Origin of the sequence: Selenomonas sp. CM52, from assembly GCF_000292955.1 — a bacterium.
In the GTDB taxonomy this organism is placed as follows: Bacteria; Bacillota; Negativicutes; order Selenomonadales; family Selenomonadaceae; genus Selenomonas.
This window is the reverse complement of the sequence record NZ_ALNM01000035.1, coordinates 1-24,356: the sequence shown is the minus strand read 5'-3', so window position 1 is coordinate 24,356 and position 24,356 is coordinate 1. Positions and strand designations below refer to the sequence as shown.

At 46.4% G+C, this 24,356-nt stretch carries 23 protein-coding genes and 4 pseudogenes; 22 read left to right on the top strand and 5 right to left on the bottom strand.

What is annotated here, in order from left to right; translation table 11 throughout:
* On the bottom strand, positions 1-628 hold a 628-nt coding region (locus HMPREF1153_RS09390), incomplete at its 3' end, for a filamentous hemagglutinin N-terminal domain-containing protein (protein WP_009646713.1).
* A gap of 409 nt (positions 629-1,037) precedes the next feature.
* Here HMPREF1153_RS09390 and HMPREF1153_RS09385 point away from each other — a divergent pair.
* The 8 genes and pseudogenes from HMPREF1153_RS09385 to HMPREF1153_RS09350 form a co-directional block, all read left to right on the top strand.
* Positions 1,038-2,183: pseudogene (locus tag HMPREF1153_RS09385) on the top strand (recombinase family protein); the annotation flags it as partial.
* Between the two features lie 155 nt (positions 2,184-2,338).
* Positions 2,339-3,331: a helix-turn-helix transcriptional regulator gene (locus tag HMPREF1153_RS09380; RefSeq protein ID WP_037370470.1), complete on the top strand. Its 993-nt coding sequence runs from the start codon at positions 2,339-2,341 to the stop codon at positions 3,329-3,331.
* Between the two features lie 87 nt (positions 3,332-3,418).
* Positions 3,419-3,976 (top strand): SseB family protein, encoded by a 558-nt coding sequence (locus HMPREF1153_RS12795; protein ID WP_009646718.1) that lies wholly within the window; start codon positions 3,419-3,421, stop codon positions 3,974-3,976.
* A complete protein-coding gene (locus HMPREF1153_RS09370; RefSeq protein WP_009646702.1) occupies positions 3,942-4,874 on the top strand; it encodes a DUF1643 domain-containing protein in 933 nt (310 codons plus the stop codon). Before HMPREF1153_RS12795 ends, HMPREF1153_RS09370 begins: the two co-directional genes overlap by 35 nt.
* A gap of 294 nt (positions 4,875-5,168) precedes the next feature.
* Entirely contained in the window at positions 5,169-6,173 is a 1,005-nt protein-coding gene (locus HMPREF1153_RS09365; protein ID WP_009646720.1) for a hypothetical protein, read from the top strand.
* Between the two features lie 188 nt (positions 6,174-6,361).
* Positions 6,362-6,694 (top strand): annotated as a pseudogene (locus HMPREF1153_RS09360) (magnesium chelatase domain-containing protein); the annotation flags it as partial.
* Between the two features lie 70 nt (positions 6,695-6,764).
* The gene (locus HMPREF1153_RS09355) at positions 6,765-7,835 is read left to right on the top strand and encodes a hypothetical protein (RefSeq protein WP_009646711.1); all 1,071 of its coding nucleotides are present in this window, start codon (positions 6,765-6,767) and stop codon (positions 7,833-7,835) included.
* Between the two features lie 313 nt (positions 7,836-8,148).
* Positions 8,149-9,768, top strand: a complete 1,620-nt coding sequence (locus tag HMPREF1153_RS09350; RefSeq protein ID WP_037370464.1) for a DUF4435 domain-containing protein — start codon at positions 8,149-8,151, stop codon at positions 9,766-9,768.
* A gap of 419 nt (positions 9,769-10,187) precedes the next feature.
* On the opposite strand, the pseudogene HMPREF1153_RS12590 reads toward HMPREF1153_RS09350, so the two are convergent.
* A pseudogene (locus HMPREF1153_RS12590) lies at positions 10,188-11,348 on the bottom strand (IS3 family transposase).
* A gap of 108 nt (positions 11,349-11,456) precedes the next feature.
* Here HMPREF1153_RS12590 and HMPREF1153_RS13180 point away from each other — a divergent pair.
* The 3 genes from HMPREF1153_RS13180 to HMPREF1153_RS12785 all read left to right on the top strand — a co-directional run bounded on the left by HMPREF1153_RS13180 (position 11,457) and on the right by HMPREF1153_RS12785 (position 12,870).
* On the top strand, positions 11,457-11,927 hold the full coding sequence (locus tag HMPREF1153_RS13180) for an IS30 family transposase (RefSeq protein WP_009646703.1): 471 nt from the start codon (positions 11,457-11,459) through the stop codon (positions 11,925-11,927).
* Positions 11,928-11,955: 28 nt separating this feature from the next.
* A complete protein-coding gene (locus tag HMPREF1153_RS13175) occupies positions 11,956-12,204 on the top strand; it encodes an IS30 family transposase (RefSeq protein WP_009646715.1) in 249 nt (82 codons plus the stop codon).
* A 174-nt stretch (positions 12,205-12,378) separates the two neighbouring features.
* Positions 12,379-12,870: a hypothetical protein gene (locus HMPREF1153_RS12785; protein ID WP_156810572.1), complete on the top strand. Its 492-nt coding sequence runs from the start codon at positions 12,379-12,381 to the stop codon at positions 12,868-12,870.
* A gap of 217 nt (positions 12,871-13,087) precedes the next feature.
* Here HMPREF1153_RS12785 and HMPREF1153_RS09325 read toward each other — a convergent pair whose 3' ends face one another.
* On the bottom strand, positions 13,088-13,681 hold the full coding sequence (locus HMPREF1153_RS09325; protein WP_009646707.1) for a hypothetical protein: 594 nt from the start codon (positions 13,679-13,681) through the stop codon (positions 13,088-13,090).
* Positions 13,682-13,949: 268 nt separating this feature from the next.
* Here HMPREF1153_RS09325 and HMPREF1153_RS09320 point away from each other — a divergent pair, with 268 nt between their 5' ends.
* The 10 genes from HMPREF1153_RS09320 (at position 13,950) to HMPREF1153_RS09275 (ending at position 23,240) form a co-directional block, all read left to right on the top strand.
* Positions 13,950-15,422: a DEAD/DEAH box helicase gene (locus HMPREF1153_RS09320; RefSeq protein WP_232208269.1), complete on the top strand. Its 1,473-nt coding sequence runs from the start codon at positions 13,950-13,952 to the stop codon at positions 15,420-15,422.
* Positions 15,423-15,457: 35 nt separating this feature from the next.
* Complete coding sequence (locus HMPREF1153_RS09315; RefSeq protein ID WP_009646699.1) at positions 15,458-15,868, top strand: gp33 family protein; 411 nt, start codon at positions 15,458-15,460, stop codon at positions 15,866-15,868.
* 63 nt (positions 15,869-15,931) lie between these two features.
* On the top strand, positions 15,932-16,684 hold the full coding sequence (locus HMPREF1153_RS09310; RefSeq protein ID WP_009646721.1) for a hypothetical protein: 753 nt from the start codon (positions 15,932-15,934) through the stop codon (positions 16,682-16,684).
* Positions 16,685-16,745: 61 nt separating this feature from the next.
* Complete coding sequence (locus tag HMPREF1153_RS09305) at positions 16,746-18,671, top strand: bifunctional 3'-5' exonuclease/DNA polymerase (protein WP_009646695.1); 1,926 nt, start codon at positions 16,746-16,748, stop codon at positions 18,669-18,671.
* Positions 18,672-18,674: 3 nt separating this feature from the next.
* Positions 18,675-19,097 carry a DUF7768 domain-containing protein gene (locus tag HMPREF1153_RS09300; RefSeq protein ID WP_009646700.1) on the top strand — a complete coding sequence of 141 codons (423 nt, stop codon included), beginning with the start codon at positions 18,675-18,677 and terminating at the stop codon, positions 19,095-19,097.
* Positions 19,094-21,577 carry a DNA primase family protein gene (locus HMPREF1153_RS09295; protein WP_009646719.1) on the top strand — a complete coding sequence of 828 codons (2,484 nt, stop codon included), beginning with the start codon at positions 19,094-19,096 and terminating at the stop codon, positions 21,575-21,577. Before HMPREF1153_RS09300 ends, HMPREF1153_RS09295 begins: the two co-directional genes overlap by 4 nt.
* A 210-nt stretch (positions 21,578-21,787) precedes the next feature.
* Positions 21,788-22,111, top strand: coding sequence for a VRR-NUC domain-containing protein (locus HMPREF1153_RS09290; RefSeq protein ID WP_198003345.1), 324 nt, complete (start codon positions 21,788-21,790; stop codon positions 22,109-22,111).
* Entirely contained in the window at positions 22,089-22,331 is a 243-nt protein-coding gene (locus tag HMPREF1153_RS09285) for a hypothetical protein (RefSeq protein WP_009646704.1), read from the top strand. Before HMPREF1153_RS09290 ends, HMPREF1153_RS09285 begins: the two co-directional genes overlap by 23 nt.
* Positions 22,328-22,756 carry a hypothetical protein gene (locus tag HMPREF1153_RS09280; protein WP_009646698.1) on the top strand — a complete coding sequence of 143 codons (429 nt, stop codon included), beginning with the start codon at positions 22,328-22,330 and terminating at the stop codon, positions 22,754-22,756. The genes HMPREF1153_RS09285 and HMPREF1153_RS09280 overlap by 4 nt, the downstream gene beginning before the upstream one ends.
* Before the next feature lie 130 nt (positions 22,757-22,886).
* On the top strand, positions 22,887-23,240 hold the full coding sequence (locus tag HMPREF1153_RS09275; protein ID WP_037370459.1) for an HNH endonuclease: 354 nt from the start codon (positions 22,887-22,889) through the stop codon (positions 23,238-23,240).
* 9 nt (positions 23,241-23,249) lie between these two features.
* Here HMPREF1153_RS09275 and HMPREF1153_RS09270 read toward each other — a convergent pair whose 3' ends face one another.
* Positions 23,250-23,531, bottom strand: a complete 282-nt coding sequence (locus HMPREF1153_RS09270) for a type II toxin-antitoxin system YafQ family toxin (RefSeq protein WP_037370457.1) — start codon at positions 23,529-23,531, stop codon at positions 23,250-23,252.
* Positions 23,528-23,800: a type II toxin-antitoxin system RelB/DinJ family antitoxin gene (locus HMPREF1153_RS09265; RefSeq protein ID WP_037370455.1), complete on the bottom strand. Its 273-nt coding sequence runs from the start codon at positions 23,798-23,800 to the stop codon at positions 23,528-23,530. The genes HMPREF1153_RS09270 and HMPREF1153_RS09265 overlap by 4 nt, the downstream gene beginning before the upstream one ends.
* Before the next feature lie 313 nt (positions 23,801-24,113).
* Here HMPREF1153_RS09265 and HMPREF1153_RS09260 point away from each other — a divergent pair.
* A pseudogene (locus HMPREF1153_RS09260) lies at positions 24,114-24,356 on the top strand (terminase); the annotation flags it as partial.

Genomic DNA, 24,356 nt, shown 5'->3' with positions numbered 1-24,356 from the left:
GTCCGGCATTGATTTCGATGGCGCGGGCATAGATTTCAGCGGAATCTGTGCTTTGGGCATTGAGGCCGTTTCCTGTGACGGAGAGCTTGCCGCCTTCCACACGAATGGCGGCGAGATTGCCCGATGCATCCATCTCGGTGCGCCCGGTCGCAAGCGTCACCCTTGCCGTATTCAAAAAGCCGGCGCCGTCTGCCAGAATCCCGTTGGGATTGGCGATGACGATGCCGGCTCTGTCGCCTGCGACCTCTAAGAAGCCGCGCAATTCAGACGGATTGGCGCTCGTGACTTCGTTGACGATGATTCGCGCCGTGCCTGCAGCGAGGTTCGGATTGCCTTGCACATATCCGGCAAGTTCGGTGGAGGCAAGGCCGTAGCTGTTGTTGAGGATGGCGCCGCGTTCGGGAACATTGAAGAATTCATAGCGGTTGACAGACACGCCGCCTGCCGTGGGCGCTGTGATTTGAACGAGGGGATTGCCGCTTGCCGTTTCCGTTACAAGGGGGCGTTCCTCGATCGGCGCATTGCGATCTGGGAGGATTTCCGTCGCAAATGCAAGTGCAGGCTGTAAAGAGAATGTGCCCAAGGTAAGCCAGCTCGTAATCTTTCTTGCAAGTTCCTTCTTTTTCACGCGATAAGAGCCTCCTTAAATGGTGTAGAACACGAAATGAATAAAATCATGATAACATGTTTTAATGATTCTTCCAAGAGAGCAAAATGGGAAGGGGAAAGGGCAGATGTAGTCTTATGGTCTATGGAGTCCATTAGTGGATGTTCAGATCTTTGATAGGAATTATCCGATATCCAGGTCTCATTGACCAATTTTTAGATTTCCGTGTCCAGTTTTTCTGGCTAGGGTGTGCAAAATCTCGGCCTAGGGTGTGCAAATGCACCCCCTAGTGCTATGCCGCGAAGCCTTGATTTATGGGGCTTCACGGCGCATACTCGCTTAACGATAGGCAGGGGGGTGCAAGGGGGTGCATCGTTAATCGGGTATAGGGGGTGCATCGTTAGATTGTATCAAAGTTAGGGATAAGACGGAACTCCTTATCACGATTATGTCGAGCCTCGCTCAGGAGGAGAGCCGCAGCATCTCGGAGAACACCACATGGGGCAAGCGGAAGCAGTTCGCCGAGGGAAGGACCAGTGTGGGCTACAGTGCATTCCTCGGCTATGACAAGGATTTCAAAATCAACGAGGAACAGGCGAAAGTGGTGAAGCTCATCTACAAACTCTTCCTTGGCGGGCGATCCTTCTATGCCATCACAAAAGAGTTGGAGAAGCGGAGCATCAAATCCCCGTCTGGAAAAGATAGATGGTATATTTCCACGGTGCTCTCCATCCTTACAAATGAGAAGTATCGTGGCGATGCGCTGATCCAGAAGGAATATACGGCAGACTTCCTCGATAAGACGCGACGGAAGAATACGGGCGAGATTCCGCAGTATTATGTGGAGGAGCATCACGAGGCGATTATCCCGCCGGACTTGTTCGACTTTGTGCAGGCAGAAATCAAGGCGCGGGAAAACGGCAGTAAGCACAGCGGTGTGAGCATCTTTGCGAATAAAATCAAATGCGGATGTTGCGACGGTTGGTACGGGGCGAAGGTCTGGCATTCGACGGACAAGTACCGCAGGGTGATCTATCGCTGCAACAAGAAATATGCCCACAAAGGGAAGCCATGCAACACAAGACATCTGACGGAAGAGGAAATCAAACAGATTTTCGTCAAGGCACTGAACTCCTTGGTGGAAGTCAAAGAGAACGTGACTGCAGAACTCACGGAGCTGATTGACAGTGTTTGCCAAACGGATGAGCTGACGGAGGAACGGGATAAAGTAGAGCAGGAACTTCGTGTTTTGGCAGAACGTCTTGAATCACTGATTCGAGAGAATGCACGGGTGGTACAGAATCAGACGGCATATCTGAAACAGGAAAATGAGATTCGTGCGCTCTATATGGAAAAGCAGGGGGATATGGAGCAGTTGGACGAGCAAATTGCCGAGAGGGAGAGCAAGAGAAACACCTTGGAGAGCATGATTCAAGTGGTATGTGGTATCGGCGGGGAGCAGGTTGCGTTTGACGAGGAGCTATGGGGCGGGCTGCTTGATCACATTGTGGTCAAGGAAAATGGACAGGTGATCGTTGTTTTCAAGGGCGGGATTGAAATTGGTGTTGGAGGATAAATAGATGAGTGATCCAATTTGCTATTTGATGTTTGGAATGGCGGGAACAAACGTCGGAAATGTTTTGGGTACGCTATTTTTCTTATGGGTAAATTTTTACACATAGACTATGGTATAATATTCTTGCAAGGTAAAAAGGACAAATAGTGAGGTGAATGGCTGTGTATATAGGGAACAATAAGAAGCTGCTGAGCCTTTTGATACTTGAGATATTGAAGCAGTATACAGATGACGGGCATCGACTGACCCAAAAGGAAATCATCAATTTGCTCAAGTTGAACTATGGTATGGAATGTGACCGACGTTCGGTTCACAATAACATTCAGATACTTAAGGATTTCGGCTACGAGATTGAAACAGGGCGTGGATGTTATCTGGTGGAGCGTGAGTTTGAGGATGCGGAATTGCGTATGCTCATTGATAGTGTTTTATTTTCAAAGAATTTGTCAGACGTGCAGGCAAAGCGACTCATTGAAAAACTCAAAGGATTGGGAAACCGATATTTTCATGCAAAGGTGTCACATATATCAACTTTGCCAGAACTATTTCATTCTGACAACAAGCAGGTCATGATTGTCCTGGATGTGCTGAACGATGCCATTGAGAAAAAGCGAAAGGTGCGTTTTACATATAATCGCTATGGGATTGACTTTAAATTGCATGCAAGGAGCGATAAACTGTACATCGTAAATCCTTATCAAATGGTTGCCAACAATGGTCGCTATTATCTCATCGGAAACTATGATAGCTACGATGACGTGTCTCATTATCGCATTGATCGAATTACTTCCATCGAGATTCTGTCCGAGTCGGTCAAGCCGAGAAAAGATGTTAAGGAACTTTCGCAAGGATGGACAATTCCAAAACATATGGCGGAGCATATCTATATGTACAGCGGCGCTTGCGTAACGGTAAAATTTACTGCTGATACATCATTGATGGATGAATTGGTCGATTGGTTCGGAAAATCGTTTCGTATTGAGGAAGATGACAACGGAAAAATGCTGGTAACGCTGGAGTGCAATGAAGAGGCTATGAAATATTGGGCATTACAGTATGGGGACTGCATTGAAATCATAGCGCCTAAGAGTCTTCGTGCAGCGGTCAAGGAAGTGGTGGAACGCATGGCAAAGAAATATGCCGATTAGTTACAGAAGAAGATAGTGTAGGGCGTAGTTTTAGCAGATATCATCATCCGTTATGAAGACGACAGAGCGGATGTATAGGAGGATACCATGTTAAAGCATTTTGATGAAGAAACCAAAAATGAAAATATCTGTATAGAAGAAGCAATTCGCAGGCATCATCAGGAAGAAACAGAAGGAAATCAGAGCGCGGTCTTAGAGAGTATTTTTTCATGTCTGCACAAAGGCGGACACTTCCTGGTATCATCAGACGATGTTGAGAAAATTGAGGAGGATATTTCTGCGAATAATTATGATCGAATGGTGCTCATGCCGGCATTTACATCATTAAATGCACTTTTCGCAGAGGAGGATGATGAGATATCCGACTTCATAACGGAGGTGGAAATTCGAGACCTTCTAAAATATATTGCAGCGGCAAAAAATGAAGATGCGAGTATTGATTTGAATTACAATAATAAATGCATTATCACCGCCGATGTGGCAAAATCTATTCTCTCTATGGAAACAAGAGAAAATATATGTCCTGATCCGATTCCTTTGTACAATCGGGATTTTGAGTCCATCGTTCCTCAAAGGCATGATGTATTTTCGTATCTCAGCGAGTGGGGCGATGGGGACGACGGGAGCTGTAGATTTTTGGAATGACAAAGGACAGCGTTACACAAGTAATTATATCTGTGGGGATATCGATCTAAAAAATCTGGCACGTAACTTTTTGCCATTTAAGAAATTGCATCACGGCGAACGGAAAAGATATGGATGGACTTATTTTTATCTTGGCTGTGGACACCATTTGTGTATCCATGATAAAGTTCTAGAATCCTACATGCGTAAGATGAATATCAAGGAAGACGACTTAGAAGTTGGCTGGAGTGAAGAGGTTGCCATGGAAACAATCCGAGAGTTACCCTTGAAAGATAAGGAACTCTCTATTATACCAATGGAGATTACATTTAAAAGACTAGAAAAACTGCTAGATTATGAGACTGCACGCCCAGAGATTCCGGCAGGTTGGGTATACCTCGGAGATGATGAGAATGCACGGTATGTATTAGGGGAACCGAAGGAACATAATGTTCTTGTCTTTGGTGTAAACCCGAGTACTGCAAAACCAGGGAATGACGATCCGACAATCCGAAGAATTCGTAAAATCATCGAAAATCGAAAGAATGGTCACGGGTGGATCATGATGAATTTGTACCCACAAAGAACGTCCTATCCTGAGATGCTGGAAAACAATGATACTTTACGGGAAAACAATCTCAAAGTTTTGCCATGGGTTCTGAAGTTTTTTTCAATTGAAGTTATTTGGTGTGCATGGGGGACGGCAATCGAACGTCCCAGTAAACCGTTTTTATATAAATCGTTAGGGGGTATATATGATATTGTGCGCGTGCGTGGATGGGGAGATATCCCATGGGAGTGCTATGGTAGACTCACGAAGGAGGGGCATCCGAGACACCCTCTCTATACGGCATTAACAGAGGTTTTCTATCCATTTGACGTGCAGGCGTATACCGCTCGTCACATTTTATATTGGTGATAGGGATGTATAAGAAGTGTTAGGAGGTCGTATTCATTTCAAGCGCGCTGATCTCTCCATCAGACGTGGGTGCTTAGGAATCGTGGAAAATAAAGTCCGTCAGATTGGTGCAGATTTCCTCTTGCTGATGAAAGGATCCGACGCATTGTAAGAGTCATGTGGAGGGGAGGATCTTCCGACAGAGTGAAAAGATGCCCAAATAGAAGGATTTTATATTAATGTCAAACTAACAATAGTAATATTTATCTGTTTTGATGGACAAAATGTCACATAAACGATGAAAGGGTTGATATTATGCTATATAAACTTTCGACTGGAAACAACAAAGGAAAAACCACAAAAGCGAAAAGGATTACATTGGCTGATATTCCATGGCGGGAAAAAGATTTGGAGGTGTTAATATCAAGAAATATTAATGATCTCATTTACTCGAATGATCTTATGAGTATCTTTACAGAACGTCCATATCAGGAAGAGCCGGATATTCTTGCCTTGGACGCAATGGGAAATCTATACATTTTTGAATTGAAGCGTTGGTCTGCGAAGTCCGAAAATCTCTTGCAAGTATTACGTTATGGGCAGCTTTATGGAAGGAGTGATTATGATACTCTGAATAATCTATATCAGAAACAACATACAGGTAATGTGAGTTTACTTGATGCACACGCAAAATATTTTGATCTACCAGATGGTAATAAAATAAAAGAGGAGGATTTTAACCAAACACAGAAATTTATCATTGTTACGAATGGACTGGATCAGGAAACAATCGAGGCGATCTCCTATTGGCAGGAAAATGGACTAAAGATTGATGCAATTACTTATTGGGTCTATGAAATTAATAATGAGCATTTTATTGAGTTTGATATGTATTCTCCAGTCAAAGGCTTTCTTGCTTATGAAAGTCATGCCTTTGTGTTAAATACAAACAGTAGCAATGATTCTTCCTGTACACAGGATATGATAAGAGAAAAAAAGATTGCTGCCTATGAACCCGGTTGGAGAGAGAAAATCCAAAAATTACAAAAGGGGGATTGTGTATTTCTTTATCAGACGGGACAAGGCATCATTGCCTATGGGATTGCTGATGGGAAGCTGGGAAAGCAGGATTATCACGGACAGACGGATTATGAATACAATATGGGCTTGACGGATTTCCAAACATTGAAAACGCCGATGTCTGCTTCCGATATGAAAAAAATTGCAAACAAGGACTTTCCGTTTCGTATGACAATGTACTCAATTAGTGAGGAGACAAAGGAAGCCTTTATTAACGATATAAAGGAAAATCGGCTATAGCAGATTGTACATTTTCTCCAAATAGATTTTGTTGCTTATACAAAGAAAAAGTATTTTTCACACTTTAGAGATTCCATTCGCTCTACCTGGACGTTTGGAATCTCTTTTTTGTTGCAAAGAATCATTAGGCATCTTGCCCTTTCATGTGTTATAATTTTCTTATATTTGAAACGTAGGAGGGAAGGCCGTTGTTTGCAAAGACCTATGGTGCGACGACCCTCGGGATTGACGGACGGATTATCGACGTTGAGGTGGATGTGTCACCGGGGATGCCGGGGTTTGAACTGGTGGGGTTTCCCGATACGTCGGTGAAGGAGTCGAAGGAGCGGGTGCGGACTGCCATTCGCAACTCCGGTATTCAGCTGCGGCAGGAGCGGGTGACGGTGAATCTTGCGCCCCCCGACGTGCGAAAGGACAGTTCGGGACTTGATCTGCCGATTGCCGTCGGTCTGTTTGTGGCGTACGGTATGATTCAGGAGGAACCCGTTCAGCATGCTCTCTTTTCGGCAGAGCTTTTGCTAGGGACGATGAAATCGAGGACGAGGAGTATTGGATGAAGATGGAGAATATGGAGTAGAGGAGTGAATGAAAATGGAAACAACAGTATCTTTATATAACCAGATAAAGGAGAATTGTCCCGATTTTCCTGAGATCAAATTCGAAGAAAGATCCATTGACTTACTAGATGTTCAGGTTACAAATATAAAAGAGTCTTTAATTAATCTTTTCGTCCAAGGACATTTGAACTATGTTCAAAGTGCTTTCAAGGAGATTGCTCAAGAGCCAAGTCATAAAAACGGAAAGGTTCATGAGGTTTTGGTTTATCATTGGCTGCAAAGCAACCATATTCAGTTTGAACTACAACCCACAATAGAAAAAGATGATTGCTTCAAGAAAAAAGGTAATTATGAAGCAGATGGAAGAATATGTGATGCAGTATTCGATGTTAAATTATTTGGCATTGGATTTCCATTATTAGAAAAAGTACGTGAAAAATTTCAGTTAATGGCTGATGTCGACAAAAAAATGATAACAATTAGTGGATCGTATGATTTACCAAACAAAGTCTTTCAAGATGTATTAGAGCATAAAGAGGATATATATAGTGAACTGAAGTCTGAAAAATATCTTAACCATGACCTATACATAATGAAGCGTGAAGATGGGTTAGAATTTAGATTGTCTCCCATAAGAGAGGTTATATCATATGTAGGCAGTTTCAATTCATGTGAGTGGGCGCAAAATAATGAGTTATACTTTGTGAAGCATGGTTCTCAGTTTTGTCGTAATCAACCATATATGATTTTTTGCCCTTTTGATGAAAATGTTTCGTGGATGATTTCTAAAGACAAAGATGAAGATGTATTTTTGCTTCTCCGTTTTCTATGTAGGAGAATGTTTGTTAACGTTTCGCGCTTTTCGGATAAAATGCTACATGAATATGATGGAAAGGCTACACTTGGAATTTCATTACCTTCTGCCATGAGAAAGGTGTCAGCAATTATTTTTATGGATGTTTCCCAACCTTGGTCGTATGAGAATTGTCGTATGTGGGTATTTGTGAATCCTAATGCTGATAATCCAATAAAGGAACATCAAATCGATAGCTGGTTTAGATGCGCGGGTGCTTCCATAGAGGATTTTAGGTACGATAACTATTGATGATGAGAATTTACCTGTAATGACAGAACAGTTTACTAGTGCTTACAACGAGTGGCGTAGAGTGAGGGGAGAGTTAAAGGAACTTCAGAAAAACCTTACGAATCGTTTTGGCAGAGGCTTCTCGGTGGATATCTCGAGAATATGAATTGATATGCGTCGGTTCTATACCACATACAGCAGAGAGGCGATTCCCGAAACAGCGTCTCGGATTTTTGAAACTACTCCGCCAGATATGCTTAAAGGATGCACTGAAGTAGCTATATCCGAAGTTTTGGTTTATATCGAAAATTGCGAAAAAAGAGGAGGCATTATCATGTCTGATAAGAGGTACAAATATTATCTTCCCGATCAAGATAATAACTCTATGGAATATTGTGTGGAAAATAACTCTGTTATTATTATTGGGGCAAACGGATCAGGAAAAAGCCGATTGGGGGAATGGATAGAAAAAAATCGGGTAGAGGACGTCCATAGAATCAGCGCACAAAAGTCATTAGAATTTGGTCGGTATATTACTCAAAGGAGTTATGAGGAGGCAATGAATTTTCTGAGATATGGTACACAAAGTAAGCGTGATAGCCATGAGCAACGATGGTCTTATGATGGTGAAAAGTATAATTCATCTTCTGGTCTGCTGAAAGATTATGAATATGCATTATCGGCCTTACTTGCTACACAACAAAAAATAACAGATGAATACCTTACTCAATGTAAACGTCGGGATAGCGAGGGGAAACTTCATGAACCTGTCCCGATGATGCCGATAGATGTGCTAAAACAGATATGGGATTGTATTTTCCCCCAACGAACAATTGACATATCAGATGCGAAAGTCATGGCATCGTTCAAGAACAAAGAAAATAAAAAATATCCAGGTAGAGATATGAGCGATGGAGAACGTGTGGTTTTGTATTTAATCGCACAGGCTTTGAGTATTCCTGAAAATAAAACTATTATTATAGATGAACCAGAACTTCATTTACACAGATCTATTATGAATCGCTTGTGGAATGTTATTGAGCAACAAAGGAATGATTGCCTTTTTATTTATATTACACATGATATACAGTTTGCAGCGACCCACCATCAGGCAAAGAAAATCTGGGTAAAAGACTATGATGGAACGAGCTGGAACTATGAGGATGTTGGGAATAGCGAGTTACCCGAAGAGCTTTTGCTTGGCATCTTAGGAAATAGACGTCCAGTGCTATTTGTAGAAGGAACAGCAAATAGCCATGATGTGAAGTTGTATTCGATTATATACGATAACTACTGCGTTGTTCCATGTGGGAGTTGTTCCAATGTAATTGCCTATACCGATGCTATGCGCAAGAATAGACAATTAAGCCATCTTGAATGCTATGGGGTGATTGACAGGGATTATCGAGGTGATGAAGAAATTCTAAAATTAGAAGAGAAACATGTGTATACAATTAAAGTTGCAGAAGTCGAGAATTTGTTTATTGTTGAGGAAGTATTGGGAGTAGTAAAAAAAATTATGCAATATCCTGATTCCTCAAAGAAAATTGACGCAGTGAAGGACTTTGTATTTAATGTTTTTGAAAATGGAATTAATCAACAAATATGTGAAGCTGTGGTGTCTTCTTTGAAATTTCAACTAAGCAGGATAGATATCTCTGGTAAAGAAAAGAATGATATACAAAATGCTTTACAAGCAGGATATGAGGGAATAGATTTCAATGAAGTTTTTGATCAACAATCAAAAAAAATGAAAGGTGTTCTTGAAGACAGAGTGTATTCCGATGCTTTGCGTGTACTTAATCGTAAGGGACTATCTGGGGAGATTGCAAGTCTTATGGGATTGGATAAAAAAGATTTCCATGATTTTATTATACGACAATTTGATGGAAGCTATAAAGAAGATTTGAAAGAAGCATTTCTTAAATATTTACCAGCAATACCGATGCAATAAAGAAAATCTTCCTTGTTTTCATAGTGTTTGTGACAACAATGATAGTTTGGAAAAGGAAATATGAAACTCTCTTCTAGGGTTCACTGGTGTGCCCAAGTACTTCATGTATGTGAACCTCGTGTTGTAACTGTTCCATAAAATACTTGAAGAAGTAAAATCTTTAGGAACGATTTTGACTAGAGCTCCTCCTATTGTGGGATAAAACACTCTGGAAGGAGCTTTCCCTATTTGACTATTGAACTCGGGGTTACGTTCTATGATGAAAAATGCCGATGTGGTGTTGAAATTTGTCATACAAGAAATCCTTCTCATACCTAAAAAGTCTTTAAAATCGGCTGTCTCCATGATATAATGAAAAAAGATACAGTTGTGCTATTTGTTGTGGTCAAGCATTTTTGTAACATAAGTGTCCAATAAACTTATGACGAATACCTCGCTTCGAATGGCGTACGGTAACCGTTATAAGAATGCGGACGTACATGGTTGTACGTGGTATAGGCAAAATGCTCAACGGCGCGATAGAGAGATTCCTCATCGTGATACTCGTGAAGATAAATTTCTTCATTCTTCAGCGTGTTGAAATAGCGCTCCATGGGGGGTGTTATCATACGGGCATCCAGCCTTGCTCATGCTTTGCGTCAGTTCCTGCGCCTCACAGAAATCTGTGAATGCTTTTGATGTATACGGGCTGCCCTGATCGCTATGAAGAATCAAGCCTTTGCTTCTCTTTCGTTGGCTGCTAAGTGCTTTACGCAGCGTTCGGATTGCCAAGTCGCTTGTCATACGCCGATCGGTCAAGCTGGCAACGACGCTGCGATCATACAGGTCAATGATCGTACAATTATATCGAACATCACCTCCACAGAGAAATAAATAGGTGAAATCCGTCGCCCATTTTTGATTGATTTGTGTTGCTGTAAAATCTTGCTTGAGCAGATTCTCAAACTTCTTATGAGGTGGACCACCTTGATATCGCGGAGCTTTTCGCCGCACAATAGAGTGCGATCCCAGTTCCGTATTCATATACTTATGAACCGTAAGAGCTGAAAGATGAATGCCCTTGCGCGCCAAATGAATTTGCATCCTGCGATAGCCGGCAACGCCGTTGGTTTCATGATATATGGTTTGAATTTGACGAAGGATGGTCTGTTTTCAGGCAGCCTCCTTTGCTCGTCTGTGTTTTCGGTAGTTGTAATAAGCATTCGGATACATTCCTAAACGCCGCAGCAACCACCGAATGCCAAATAGATTCTGATGTTCGTCTATGAATCGATATGCCTCTAGTCGATTCCCTTTGCGAAGAATGCCGCCGCTTTTTTTAGGAAAAGATTTTCTTTTCGTGCTTCTGCAAGTTCTTCGCGCAAACGACGATTCTCCTTCATGAGCTCCAGATCATTTTGGGCGATTGGATTTTTTGAGGCGTTTTCTTGGCATTCTTCGCTGAATTCTTTGCACCATTTGCAGATGCTTGCTTTTAAAACTCCATACTCTGCCGTCAAGCTTCGGTATGTGCGTCCCTCTTCGATATGAAGTCGGACGATTTGTTGTTTAAATTCTGGTTCATAATGTTGTTGTGACAAGAATCAAAATCCCCTTTCACCAGGTGGATTCTTTAGACATTCCTGTTACAACTTTAGTTTACCACAACAATGAAAGGAAGGCCTCTGAAAATCGGGAACGACCATCGATTGGTGGAGTATATTGAAAGCAAGATCAAGAAAGAGAAATGGTCGCCTGCAGCTGTATTGGGCGACCTGGAGCAAAAAGGATGGCCGTTTGCCACCCGGATCTGCGTCAAAAACCTGTACAATTACATTGATCGAGACTTGTTCCTTGGAATCAGCAACAAAGATCTGCTGCAGAAAAAGAAAGCGGCAAAACAAGCCGTGCGCAAAGTGCGAAAAGTTGCTTGGAACAACCGAGCAGGCAAAAGCATAGAAGAGCGCCCGGAACGAGTGAACCAAAGGCAAGAATTTGGGCATTGGGAGATTGATCTGGTGGTTGGGCGACAAGGAAGCAAACCTGTCATCTTGACCTTGGTAGAACGGCAAACACGCAAATCCATCTATGTGCTCGTGAAAAATAAAACACAAAAGGAAGTGTTGCAGGTGGTTCGGCGCGCCCATCGCCGAGTGAAGGGAGATTTCACGCAAGTATAGCATTACGGCAGACAATTGTTCAGAGTTTTTGGATGGCAAAGGGCTGCAAAAGGCAGCAAAGTGCGATGAAGTGTACTACGCCCATCCGTTCAGTAGTTGGGAGCGCGGGAGCAACGAGAACGGGAACCATATTCTGCGCAGATTTTTGCCGAAAGGAACGGATTTCAGCACGCTGAAACCAAGAGAGCTGAAACGGATCGAAGATTGGGTGAACAACTATCCGCGCAAAATCTTCGGTTATAAGACGGCAAATGATATGTATGCTGCGGCTGCATAAGATACCAAAGTTTGGCAGAACGATGCGACAATTAAACTTGCAATATTCCCCATTCATATTGGGTACAAAGTAAGAGTTGCAATTGTTCGTGAGGTTGAATATACTGATGGAGGGTGTAGCGGATAGCTTACTAGTGCAACTTGAATTACAATTTGAAAACTAAGGGGTATTGAAGTGCGAAAGCTATATGTTGGAATTACAAATGATGAATGGTTTTATAACCTGAGAGATATCTCCCCTGAAGTCGTTAATTTTTGGACGCCGGGAGCAAAAAAATTTAAAGCACTGTGCAAGGGAGAATGGTTTCTTTTTAAGTTACATGCACCACAAAATCACATCGTAGGCGGTGGGAAATTTGATTTTTTCTCAGTTATGTCACTAGAGAATGCATGGAAAAAATATTCAATTCAAAATGGTGTATACGCTTTGCAAGACTTAACATCAAAAGTGCGCGCTTATCGAAAAAATACTGGGGGAGATTTGGAGGGAAATACCATTGGATGTATTCTCTTAAAAGATGTCATTTTTCTCGCTGAAAGAGATTGGTTTCTACCTCCTGCGGATTGGAGTCGATGTATCGTACGCGGAAAAACATATGCCATAGATTCTGAAAGTGGAAATTATATTTTTGAAAACTTTATAAAAGGAATGAACAGGCTGGCATAGAAAAAATGCCTTAACGCCTATGGTTTATATGTCCATTTATTGTAGCAAATGGACTGCTCCCTGTTAAGCGGACAAGAAAATAACCCCCTGTCGTAGAATTACGTTGATTTATGGGGCTGTCGCACATGATTTATGTGCGACAGCCCCACTTCTGTTGTAGATATTTCTTATTTGACTTTTGTTATTGGTCTAATGCTTTCTAATGCCTTCATTTCTGCTATGCAAGCTCATTTGTTCTCAAGAAACATCCAAAATTCAAAATCATCGTACCGTTATTTGTCAGATTAAGATTGTTGGTTCCATGTTGCACCACGTTCGGCTGCTGATGAATAACGGTCGTTTTATCTTCTGGCTCGGCATCCAGAACCGTTGTCTTTCCATCATCTGCATCTTCATATTCATGCATCCCCTCGGAGACTTTTCTCTGCGGGGATTTTCGTGTTTTTGCGGCTTCTTCACGGATAATGTCAGCGAATAAGGAGGCGAGTTTCTCGCCAATATCTTGAGTGTCAGCGCCGGGGAAAATATCGGAGAAAGAATTGCATAGCGCATATAAAACGGCATCTGTCGGCAGGTGATTGATATAGGAGACAAATGCTTCCGGCTCAACATACATAGCTATTTTTTTAGCAAATTTCTGGATGGAGCTCGTATCGTTGAAATAGGACTTGTAAGTGTTTTTCGAATAGTCGTCGAGGATTTCTTCTGCATCTTCTGTGATGGAAGCTAACAAAGATTTTGTAAAAATGTCCGTGCGGCAGCCTTCTCCAATAATTGGATAAAGTCGGTTAGCAAATACTGAAAAGGTCATACATTCTCCTTTCTGTTGAGGACTACCCAAGCATACCCAAGCCAATCCAAAGGGTTTTGTATACTGGGGTTAGTCCGAGAAATAACACATCTGTTTGGGGAATGTTTAGAGTATAGCACGAAAAAATTTTTCTTTTTGAATTTTGAGAAAAAACGAAAAATTTTTTCAAAAAATATGGAATGTTCCTTTTGAAGTGAAATATCCGCGAAGGGAATCCGTGCAATCTTTCTTCAGAAAGGATGATGCGGTGGTGAAATATGTACGGAAAATGAATGAGATGCAGAAGTCTGACGAGTTCTCTCAAATGCCCGTCAAGGTGCAGCCGTATATCTATCAGAAAAAAGCCTACGAATTTACGCTTGGTCTATTCGGTCTTATGCCGTCAGAGACAAGGAGCAGAGGCACCGCTTTGCTGATGGAGATGGGCACTGGCAAAACGATAGTGAGCATCGCCGTGGCGGGCTGTATGTATCAGCGAGGAAAAATCAATCGTGTGCTGGTCGTCGCGCCGCTTTCTATACTCAGTGTATGGAAAGAAGAGTTCGAGAAGTTTGCATCTTTTCCATATACTCTGACCGTACTCAAGGGCACGGTGACGAAGAAGAAGGAACAGCTCTCCCACCTGCCTGCCGAGGGACTGCAGGTCGTGGTCGTAAATTACGAGAGCGCATGGCGGCTCGAAAAGGAGTTGCTTTCCTACGATGCAGACCTGGTGATTGCAGACGAGGCACACAAGCTGAAGGAGAACCGCACATCCCAGAGCAAGGGGATGCACCGCATCGGTGACAAGGCAAGATACAAGCTGCTTCTCACGGGAACGGTCATCACGAACCGCGAACTGGATGTATTCTCGCAGTACCGTTTCCTCAATCCGGCGATTTTCGGCACATCGTTCTATACGTTCCGCAATCGGTACTTCGATATGTGCGGCTACGGAAACCATACGCCGATCTTCCGCAGGCAGATGACCGATGAGTTCTTGCAAAAACTTCATTCCATTGCCTATCGCGTGACGAAAGCGGAGTGCTTGGATTTACCAGCAGTGACCGAGGAAGTCCGCACAGTTGAGATGGAAGCATCCGCCGCGAAGATTTACGGCAAGATCGAGGCGGAAAGCTATGCGGAACTTGCAGAGTCGGAAGTCACTACGGTGAATATTCTCACGCGCCTCCTGCGTCTGTCGCAGATTACGGGAGGATATCTGACCGACGATGACGGCACAGTAAACGCCGTGAGCCGCGCCAAGCTGGAGGCGCTGTCGGATATCCTTGACACCGCGATGGCAGAAGACAAGAAACTCGTCATCATGGCGCGCTTTGTGGCAGAGCTCGACACCATACAAGAGCTTCTGGAAAAGAAAAAGATCGGCTATGCCGCAGTGCGCGGCGGCGTGAAAGATCGAGAAGAAGAAATACGACGCTTCCGGCACGACGAAAACTGCCGCGTGTTTGTGGGACAGATTGCAGCGGCAGGACTCGGCATCACCTTGACGGCGGCAAGCGCGATGGTCTTTTACTCGCTCGACTACAGCATGAGCAATTTCGAGCAGGCGAAGGCTCGCATCCACCGAGCCGGGCAAAAAGAAAAATGTCACTACATCTATCTTGTCTGCAAGGGAACCATCGACCGCAAGGTTCTGTACGCACTGCAAAAGAAAGTGAATCTCGCCAAGATGCTTGTCGACGATTACCGCAAAGGCGGCAATCCCTTAAAGGACAACGACTTTCCCATAAGGGGTTGAATAATTCGTCAGTAAGTGAAAGGAGCGAAACACCAATGGACAATACACAAATTTTTGCCATGGCAGATCGGCTCAAGGCTCTGCAGGAAGAGAAGAAATCTCTGGAAGCAAACGCCAAGGCTCTGGGTGCGGAGATTGTCGACTTGGACAATCAGCTTTCCGACGCCATGACGGAAGCCGAACTTGACCGCTTCTCGCGCAGCGGCTGCACCTTCTACTTGAAGAGCCGCCTCTTCGCCTCTCCGGCGGCAGGGTGCAAAGAAGAGATGATGCAGGCGCTGAAAGACCATGGCTTTGGCACGCTGGTCGTCGAAACGGTCAACGGCAACACGCTGGCCTCGTTTCTCAAGGAACAGAGAGAAGCGACAGGGGAGGATATTCCCGCATGGCTTGAAGGCATCGTCAACACCTATGACAAGGTGTCGGTCGGCATCCGCAAGTCGTAGGATGCTGAAACATCGCATCGATGAAACGTATCAAGACAACCATTTAACAGGAGGAAAAAGAAAATGATGAACAACAAGAAAAACATGCAGACTGAAAACAACGAAGGATTTGCCGTTCTCGCTCAGCAGGAAGCGCTCAGCGAAATCATGGCGGAAGACTGCCAAGGCTTGGAATTCTCCTTTGATCGTGTGAAACTGCCGGCGGGCGGCGGCACGACCTTCGAGATTCCCTCCGCTGAAAGCGAAGAGGGCGAGATGGTGAAAGCCATCACGGGCGTCATCGTCTACCATCATCCGGCATATGCCTACTATCGAAGCAAGTATGCAGGCGGGAACAATCCGCCGGACTGCGGCTCGTTCGACGGCAGGACGGGCGTGGGAAATCCCGGCGGCAGCTGCGCGGACTGCCCGTATAACAAATTCGGCAGCGCCGAAGGGCAGGGCAAGCTGTGTAAGAACAAGCGCACGCTCTACCTCCTGCGCGAAGGAGAAATGTTTCCGCTGATGCTTTCCCTGCCTGCAGGCTCGCTGAAACCTTTCACGCAGTATGTGAAGAGTCAGCTTTCAAGGGGAAGGAAATTGAGCGGCGTCGTTACGAAAATCACGCTGAAAAAGGTCGCCAATGCCTCCGGCATTGCCTATTCCCAAGCCGCATTCACTTTTGAACGGATGCTGACGGCGGAAGAATGTGCGGCGCTCACGGGCACGGCAGAGATGGTCAAGGCGTATGCGGCGAGTCTCACGACGGCATCGCTCGCAGAAGATGGCGGTATGCCCTATGCGAATGCAGGGGAAGTCATCGAGCCTTTGCGGTAAGAGATAAAAATGCTCGGAGGGGGCAGCTCCTCCGAGCAAATATAAAATGGAGGAACACATCATGCAAGCAAAATATCAATGCGTAACTACTGTGGAAAGCATACGTGACTACATCGGCGACAGTCGTTTGGTGGCGTTCGATTTTGAAACTGCGCCCGACGAGACGTATCGGGACGAAGAAAAGGCGGCGCTCGATTCGGCGAAAGCGCACATCGTCGGCTGCTCCTTTTCCGTCGAAGAAGGTACGGGCATCTACGTTCCCGTCTCCCATCGAGCCGGCAAGAACATCGATGAAGTGGAGTTTTTCACATTCCTATCTGCGTTTCTCGCGGACAGGGAAATCTTGAAAATCGCCCACAACATCGCCTTTGAATCCGCTATGGCGTATGCGAAGGGCATCGTAATCCAAGCGCCTGTCTACGATACGATCTGCGCGTCGCAGATGAGCCTCAAAAGTTCCTATGAATTTCGCAAGCTGAACGAGAGCGGCTTGAAGCGATTGGCGGAGGAATTGTTTGACGAACCGCTGCCGTCATTTACGCATGTGACGGACGGCAGGCACTTTGACGAATTGGACGCACAGGACAAAGAAACTGTCCGCTACGGTGCTGCTGATGCGGATTTTGCCCTGCGGCTCTATCATAAGTTCAACGACTGGTTTGACCGTTATCTCCCGAAGCACAGAACTCTCGTGGAGGAAGTGGAAAGTCCGACCGCCGTATATCTCGGCATCATGAAGAAGAACGGCATCCCCGTGAATCTCTCGCTTATGAATCAGAGAAAGACGGAAGCGGAAGCCGAGATGGAGCGGCTGCGCAAGGAGATTTCCTTCATCATCGGCGATGTGAATATCGGGGCGAACTGCTCCACGCAGGCGTTCAAAAACTATCTCTACCGAGATTTGCACCTTCCCGTATTGAAAACCACGAAAACCAACCGTGAGGCGGCGGACGACATGGCCATGACGCTCCTAAAAGAATGGTGCGACATGAATCGCCCCGAGATGTCTGGGCTTTTCACATTGGTACAGGAATACCGCAAATGGGGCAAGATCAAGTCTACCTACATTGACGGATATTTGAAATATGTCAATGCCGTCACAGGGCGCATCCATCCGGAGATATTTGCGCTTTTCACGGACACCGGCAGGATGAACTGCCGCAAGCCCAATGCGCAGAACATGCCGCGAAAGACGAACGATCCCGTTGGCGTGCGAAACTTCATCCAAGCACCGGAAGGTCAGCTCGTCCTGTCGCTCGACTTCTCGCAAATCGAGCTGCGCGTGGGCGCATTCTACTGCCGCGATGAAGTGATGCTCAAGACGTACCGCGAAAACGGCGACATTCATGCTGCCACGACATCCGTCATCTTCGGCGTGAGCGATGAAGAAGCCAAGGACAAACATGCGGAAGGCTACAAGGAGCGCCGAACCATTGCCAAAAACGTGAATTTCGGCACCTTCTACGGACTCTTTCCCAGAGGATTGCAGAAAACGCTGAAGTTCAAGGCGGGCGTAGAAAAATCCCTTGATGAATGTGAGACGATCATCACCAACCTCAAAGCCGGTTACCGCAGACTGTCCGCATGGCAGGAAGAAACGAAAGCGCAGGCGGCAAGGCGGATGTATTCGGAAACGTGGCTGGGCAGGCGCAGATATCTCCCGCAAATCCGAAGCGACAACTGGGGCTTGAAGTCCTTTGCCGAAAGATGCGCTCTGAACACACCGATTCAGGGTACGGCAGCAGATATTTTGAAGCTCGCTGTCACGAGGATTCTTGCGGGACTTCCCAAGCGTCCATGGCTGAAGCCCATTCTTCAGATACACGACGAACTGACGTTTCTTATACCCGAGGAAAGACTCTCGGAAGCCGTAACCTTTATACGCGCCTGCATGGAAGCGCAGCCCTTTCCGGACTTCGATCTTCCGTTGCTGGCAGAAGCCGCAGCCGGAAAGAACTTCGGCGCGATGGAAGAGTTGGAGGATTGACCGATGCACAGAAACAGCGAAGGCTATGCCGATCCCACTGCAGGGGCGGCGATGCAGAGGATTCTGTATCAGCAGTACATCGAGCGGCAGAAGAAGCGGAATGCTTACAAGAACCGCAGGAAAATCTATGTGGCGTCGAGATATGCAGGCGACATAGAAGAGAATGTGCAAGCGGCGATACGCTATTGCCGCCGTGTTATCGAGGCGGGATATATGCCGATCGCGAGCCATCTGCTCTATCCGCAGATGCTCAATGACAGCGACGTTGAAGAGCGCGAAATAGGGCTGATGTTCGGTCTGGCGCTCCTTCGGATGTGCGATGAGGTCTGGGTGTTCGGCGAAATATCACGGGGCATGGCGGAGGAAATCAAGGAAGCGAAAGAACGGAAGAAAACGCTTCGGTATTTCAGGGAGGAAACAACATGAATGTAACGGCGACAGATGTTCTCGGTGCGCTCTTCAATCCGATCGATACGGTCTGCTTTCGCGTATTCGAGGACAAGAAGACGGGTGTTTTCCGAGGCGCGAAGCTGTCCTGCGAGTGCGGGAAGTACAAGAGCATCGAGGAAACGCTCAAGAAGCACAATGCCATGCAGCGGGGCATCTTCTTCGTGGTCAACTACGGTGGGCAAGACGATGCCGCCATCACGAGAATCAACGCGCAGTTCTTCGAAATGGACGACGGCACCTTCGAAGAACAGCAGAAAAATGTCGATGCCTTTCCTTTGCCGCCATCTATGGTAATCAAGACGCAGAAATCCCTGCACGTTTATTACTTCATGGATTCGACCGCCAAAGTGGAGCGTTTTCGCGAGATACAGAAGCGGCTCGTCAAGCATTTTGGCGGCGATCCCGTGTGTGTGAACGAATCGCGCGTCATGCGTCTGCCCGGCTTTCACCACTGCAAGAAGGAAACGCCCGTTGAGGTGACGTGTATCTCCTTCCATCCGGAGCGTAAATACACGCAGGAGCAGTTGGCAAGCGTCCTGCCGGAAATCGAAGGAGCACCCGCAGAACGCAAGAACGGTACGGCAAAAGGTTTGGAGCAGGTATGCCGTGCCTGTGATTTCATCAAGCACTGCCGAGAGAATGCGTCGACGCTCTCCGAGCACGACTGGTATGCGATGATTACCAACCTCGCGCCTTTTGCCGGCGGGACGGCAAGGATTCATGAAATGTCGCGGCCTTATCCGAGATACTCCGAGGCAGACACGCAAAGGAAAATCAACCACTTTCTGGAAAGCGGCACAAAGCCCATGACATGCCGGACGATTGCCGAGAAAGGCTTCAAGTGCCCGAAGGCAGGGAAATGTCCGGTGAAATCCCCGGCGGCGCTTTGCTTCCAGCCGATGGAAATCCATGTGCTGTTGGAAATCCTGCAAGGGTTTCCCGTGACGGGCGAACCCGTCAAAGACTTGCAGACCGCCAAGGCATTCATGCTCGATTATCTCTACAATCAGGATATGGTGACGGCGGACGCCATGATTCAGTCGAATATCCGCGACCACTTCAAGCTGCCGCCGACCTTTCTAAAATCGTTGCAGACGGCATTCAAGGCGGAAAACAAAGCCTTCCGAAAGAAACTGGAGGCGAGGAAGGAGAGGGCGCTCAAATCCCTTCTCGAGTGGTACGAGGTGATTGATGCGGGAGTGCGTTTCCTGCCGGGTGTGCTTGCAAAGGCGCTGGCGAAAAACGAAAAGGTTTTTTATGCGGCGGAGCAGCACTTTCGTTACCAAGGCGGCGTGTATGTCGAGATGGCTGAGATGGAAGCGCAGAGGCTCGTACAGGAGCAGATGCTGATTCGTGAGACAAAGATGAGTCAGATCATCGATGCGGAAAAACAGTGGCGGCTTCTCGTGCAGCGCGATATTCGAGAACTGAATGCCAATCCCTATATCATCAACGTCCGCAACGGTCTGTACAATGTTTTGGAGGATACGCTTACGGAGCATACGCCCGACTATTTCTCCACGGTGCAGCTTGATGTTGCCTACGACGAAGCGGCAGGATGCCCATTGTTCAAGAAGTTTCTCGCCGAGTCGATGGGAGGCGACATGGAGCAGGTCGGGCTGATTCAGGAAATGCTCGGCTACTTCCTCATCCCTGTCAATTCGGCGCAGAAATGCTTTGTCATTGTCGGCGCGGCATCGGCGGGAAAATCCGTGCTGCTGCGCGTGCTGAATGACGTCCTCTTAGGCAGGCGGAACGTAAGTAATGTGTCGTGGCAGGCGCTGAATGAGCGGTTCAAGACGGCGGAACTTTTCGGCAAGCTCGCCAACATCTTTGCCGACCTGCCGACGAAGAACATCGACGACAACGGCATCTTCAAGGCGCTCGTGGGTGAGGACTATCTGACCGTGGAGAAAAAGAACAAAAATCCGTTCAGCTTCCAGTCGAGCGCAAGACCCCTGTTCTCGTGCAACAGCATACCGAAGAACTACGGCGACCGCTCCGAGGGCTTTTACCGCAGGCTTGTCATCTTGCGCTTCAAATACACCGTGCCGAAGGAAAAACGCGATCCGGAGCTCTTGGAGAAATTCCGCATGGAAGCGGACGGCATCTTCCTCTTTGCCTTGGAAGGGCTTCGTCGCCTGATGGGGAATCGCTACATCTTCTCGGAAACGCAGGTTAATGCCGATGAACTGCAGCAATACAGGGAAGAGTCGGATTCCGTGCTTTCCTTCGTAAAGGACTGCTGCGAACTTTCTGCAGAACATTCCGTCGGTTCGACGGAGCTGTTCAATGCGTACAAAGGCTACTGCGAAGAATGCGGCTTGCGACCATATGCACAAAAGAACTTCGTGCAGCAGATCACTGCGACGTTTTCCGGCATAACGCGGGGAGTGGACGCCCTCGGGAAAAGGCGGACTCTCATAGGCATCAAGCTCGGTGAATGCCTTGGATGAAACGCGGATTTCCTGCTGGAAATATCACCACAATCTGACACGTTTGACATGTAAATCCTATCTCTTTACATATACACATATTTATTATACACATCATATTTTATAAAAATTTACAGTACAATAGGATTTTTGCTGTCAAATGTGTCAGAAGCCTTGAAAACATGGAGGTCTGTTTGACAGATGAAAGAGTCATACATCGTAAAAGCTATTTTGAAGCACCTCAAGCGTGTGCCGGGATGCTTCTGCTGGAAGGAACATGGCGGCATGTACGGGACGGCAGGCATTCCCGACATCATTGCCTGCATCGGCGGACGGTTCTTCGCCTTCGAGGTCAAGACCGAGCGTGGCAGAGCGACGAAGTTGCAGGAAGCGACGCTTCGGAAAATCCTCGCGGCGGGAGGCATGGCCTCGGTGGTGCGCTCGGTGGCTGATGTACAGGCGGTCATAGAAGATGCTCTGCACAGAGATAAAGATTGCAAAGGAACGATTCACAAAAAGGAGGAGATTCCAGATGAACTGGATGAAAGAATTTGATAAAAGAAAAGCGTATGAGAATCTGGCGAATGCCATTATTGAGCAGGCGGTGCATGACTTCCGAGAAGCGAAGCTCCGCCTGCAGAAAAACGCAAGAGATGCGGAAGCGGAGAAGACCTACAGGGAGATCAAGCGGTTCTTCCGCTCAGAATGGTTTAGCCAGTTGACGACATTGGATGGCGAGCTTTTGCTCGAAAAGCTGGAGGAGGAGTCTGAATGACAGCAAAAGAGTATTTGGCGCAGGCGAGGAACATCGACCAGCGTATCAACGACAAGCTCGCCTATGTGGCGCAGCTGCATGATATGGCAACAAACGTTAGCGCGGTCATCAGCAATATGCCAAAGAGTCCAAGTCCGAACAATCAGAAGATGGAAAGCATCATTGTGCGGCTTGCGGACACAGAAGCGGAAATCAATGCAGACATCGACCGTCTGGTGACTTTGAAACTTGAGATTATGAATACGATCTGGCAGGTCGAGGACGCGAAAGCCTGTGCCATCCTTGAGCGACGCTACCACAGCTTCAAATCGTGGGAGGAAATCGCCGCCGATTTAAATGTCAGCGTGCGATGGGTACATAAGATCCACGGCAAGGCGCTGGAAGATGTAGAAAAAATTTTGAAAAAGGACATAAAAATGCACTAGACTGCACATGAGTTCACAAAGGTTCGTATTGCGTTCACTAGGTTGATTTTGATATGATAGAATCAGCAAGAATAGGAAGAAGCCATCGAGGGAGAAATCCCGTCGGTGGCTTTTTTGTTGGAGGTGAGAGATGCCGAGGAAACCGAAACGCCCCTGCCGTATGACAGGCTGTCCGAATCTCACAGATAAGAAGAGCGGCTACTGCGAAAAGCACGAGAAGCCGATGCAGAGGCACTACGAACGCTTCGCTCGCGGCTACAGGCAGCATGAGCGGTACGGAAGCGCGTGGCGAAAGATTCGCGACCGTCATTTGGCACGAGAGCCTCTGTGTGAGATGTGCAGAGCGTACGGACGCTTTGTGGCGGCGACGCTCGTGCATCACATCAAGCCGCTCGGCGATGGCGGCACGCATGACGAGAGGAATCTCATGTCGCTCTGCATTAGCTGTCACGAGAAAATCCACAAAAGAAAAAAGCCGTCCTAAATGAACAGCTTATTCATCGAATATATCTGCATGAGTTCCAGTTTCGACAAGGGTCAAGGTGAGGATGTCATTTTCAACGAGGTACACCAACAGCCAATCTGGTTGAATATGGCACTCGCGAAACCCCGCCCAATTCCCATGGAGTTCGTGGTCACGGTATTTGGCATCTAGCTTGTGTCCCTGTCTCAATACATCGACAACATCATCCAATAGTTTGAGGTTCAAGCCGCGTTTTTTGGCACGCTTGTAACTTTTCTTATAGGCGCTGGTGAATTTGATGTGATAGGTCATTCTTCTAACGCCCTCTTTAGTTCGTCCATATTGTCGTAGCTGGGAACATTAGGGTCGCGGGAGATTCTTCTTGCTTCTTTCATAGCGGCCAAAGTGCTTTGCTTATAACGCGGCATTTCGATAGAAAAAGGGATGCCTCCACGAAGAACGCACTGATGCAGAAACATATTAACGGCACCGGACATATCTAAGCCCAACCCAGAAAACAAAACCCCGGCCTGTTCCTTTATATATCGGTCAATTCTTATTTGAGTAGGGACAGTTGACATGGTGATCACACTCCTTTCTTTTAGAAATAGTATAGCTTGTTTGGTTTACGATGTAAAGCAAAATTCTTATTAATGACTGGGTGGGGGGAGGTAAAATCTCCAAAACCGCGCCATTGCTGGACCGGCGATGGGCTTGACAGAAAAATTCGCATAACTTTTCGACCAGTTAGAGAGACAGGCTTTGTTGGCGTGATTTTGGGCGGGAAGCTAGGCATAGCGGGGGCTGACAGTCACTTGAAATGCGCGATAAAACAGCCCAAAACGCTAAAACTTATGCTCAAAAAGTTTTGAAAAGTTTTAAGGGGGAAATCGTATGGGGCTTAGAGGACCGCATCCCGGCACGGGAGGCAGACCGAGAAAATCCCTGGCAGAAAAAGTGACTGAGGGCAATCCCGGCAAGCGAAAGCTGAAGGTATTGGATTTTGAAAAAATCGCCACGGAGCCGGAGGGCGTGGAAATGCCGCCTCCCAAGGAATTCCTGTCGGCTGCTCAGCGTGACGGCTCAACACTCTCGGCGAGTGAACTTTACAAAGAAGCGTGGAAATGGCTGGAGCGG

Coding starts and splice junctions, on each gene's coding strand:
- HMPREF1153_RS09380 (WP_037370470.1), top strand. CDS start 2,339: ATGGCTGTGTATATAGGGAACAATAAGAAGCTGCTGAGCCTTTTGATA.
- HMPREF1153_RS09370 (WP_009646702.1), top strand. CDS start 3,942: ATGGGGACGACGGGAGCTGTAGATTTTTGGAATGACAAAGGACAGCGT.
- HMPREF1153_RS09315 (WP_009646699.1), top strand. CDS start 15,458: ATGGACAATACACAAATTTTTGCCATGGCAGATCGGCTCAAGGCTCTG.
- HMPREF1153_RS09295 (WP_009646719.1), top strand. CDS start 19,094: ATGAATGTAACGGCGACAGATGTTCTCGGTGCGCTCTTCAATCCGATC.
- HMPREF1153_RS09270 (WP_037370457.1), bottom strand. CDS start 23,531: ATGACCTATCACATCAAATTCACCAGCGCCTATAAGAAAAGTTACAAG.
- HMPREF1153_RS09280 (WP_009646698.1), top strand. CDS start 22,328: ATGACAGCAAAAGAGTATTTGGCGCAGGCGAGGAACATCGACCAGCGT.
- HMPREF1153_RS09275 (WP_037370459.1), top strand. CDS start 22,887: ATGCCGAGGAAACCGAAACGCCCCTGCCGTATGACAGGCTGTCCGAAT.
- HMPREF1153_RS09285 (WP_009646704.1), top strand. CDS start 22,089: ATGAACTGGATGAAAGAATTTGATAAAAGAAAAGCGTATGAGAATCTG.
- HMPREF1153_RS09305 (WP_009646695.1), top strand. CDS start 16,746: ATGCAAGCAAAATATCAATGCGTAACTACTGTGGAAAGCATACGTGAC.
- HMPREF1153_RS09300 (WP_009646700.1), top strand. CDS start 18,675: ATGCACAGAAACAGCGAAGGCTATGCCGATCCCACTGCAGGGGCGGCG.
- HMPREF1153_RS09325 (WP_009646707.1), bottom strand. CDS start 13,681: ATGACCTTTTCAGTATTTGCTAACCGACTTTATCCAATTATTGGAGAA.
- HMPREF1153_RS12795 (WP_009646718.1), top strand. CDS start 3,419: ATGTTAAAGCATTTTGATGAAGAAACCAAAAATGAAAATATCTGTATA.
- HMPREF1153_RS09310 (WP_009646721.1), top strand. CDS start 15,932: ATGATGAACAACAAGAAAAACATGCAGACTGAAAACAACGAAGGATTT.
- HMPREF1153_RS09320 (WP_232208269.1), top strand. CDS start 13,950: ATGAATGAGATGCAGAAGTCTGACGAGTTCTCTCAAATGCCCGTCAAG.
- HMPREF1153_RS09365 (WP_009646720.1), top strand. CDS start 5,169: ATGCTATATAAACTTTCGACTGGAAACAACAAAGGAAAAACCACAAAA.
- HMPREF1153_RS09350 (WP_037370464.1), top strand. CDS start 8,149: ATGTCTGATAAGAGGTACAAATATTATCTTCCCGATCAAGATAATAAC.
- HMPREF1153_RS09265 (WP_037370455.1), bottom strand. CDS start 23,800: ATGTCAACTGTCCCTACTCAAATAAGAATTGACCGATATATAAAGGAA.
- HMPREF1153_RS09355 (WP_009646711.1), top strand. CDS start 6,765: ATGGAAACAACAGTATCTTTATATAACCAGATAAAGGAGAATTGTCCC.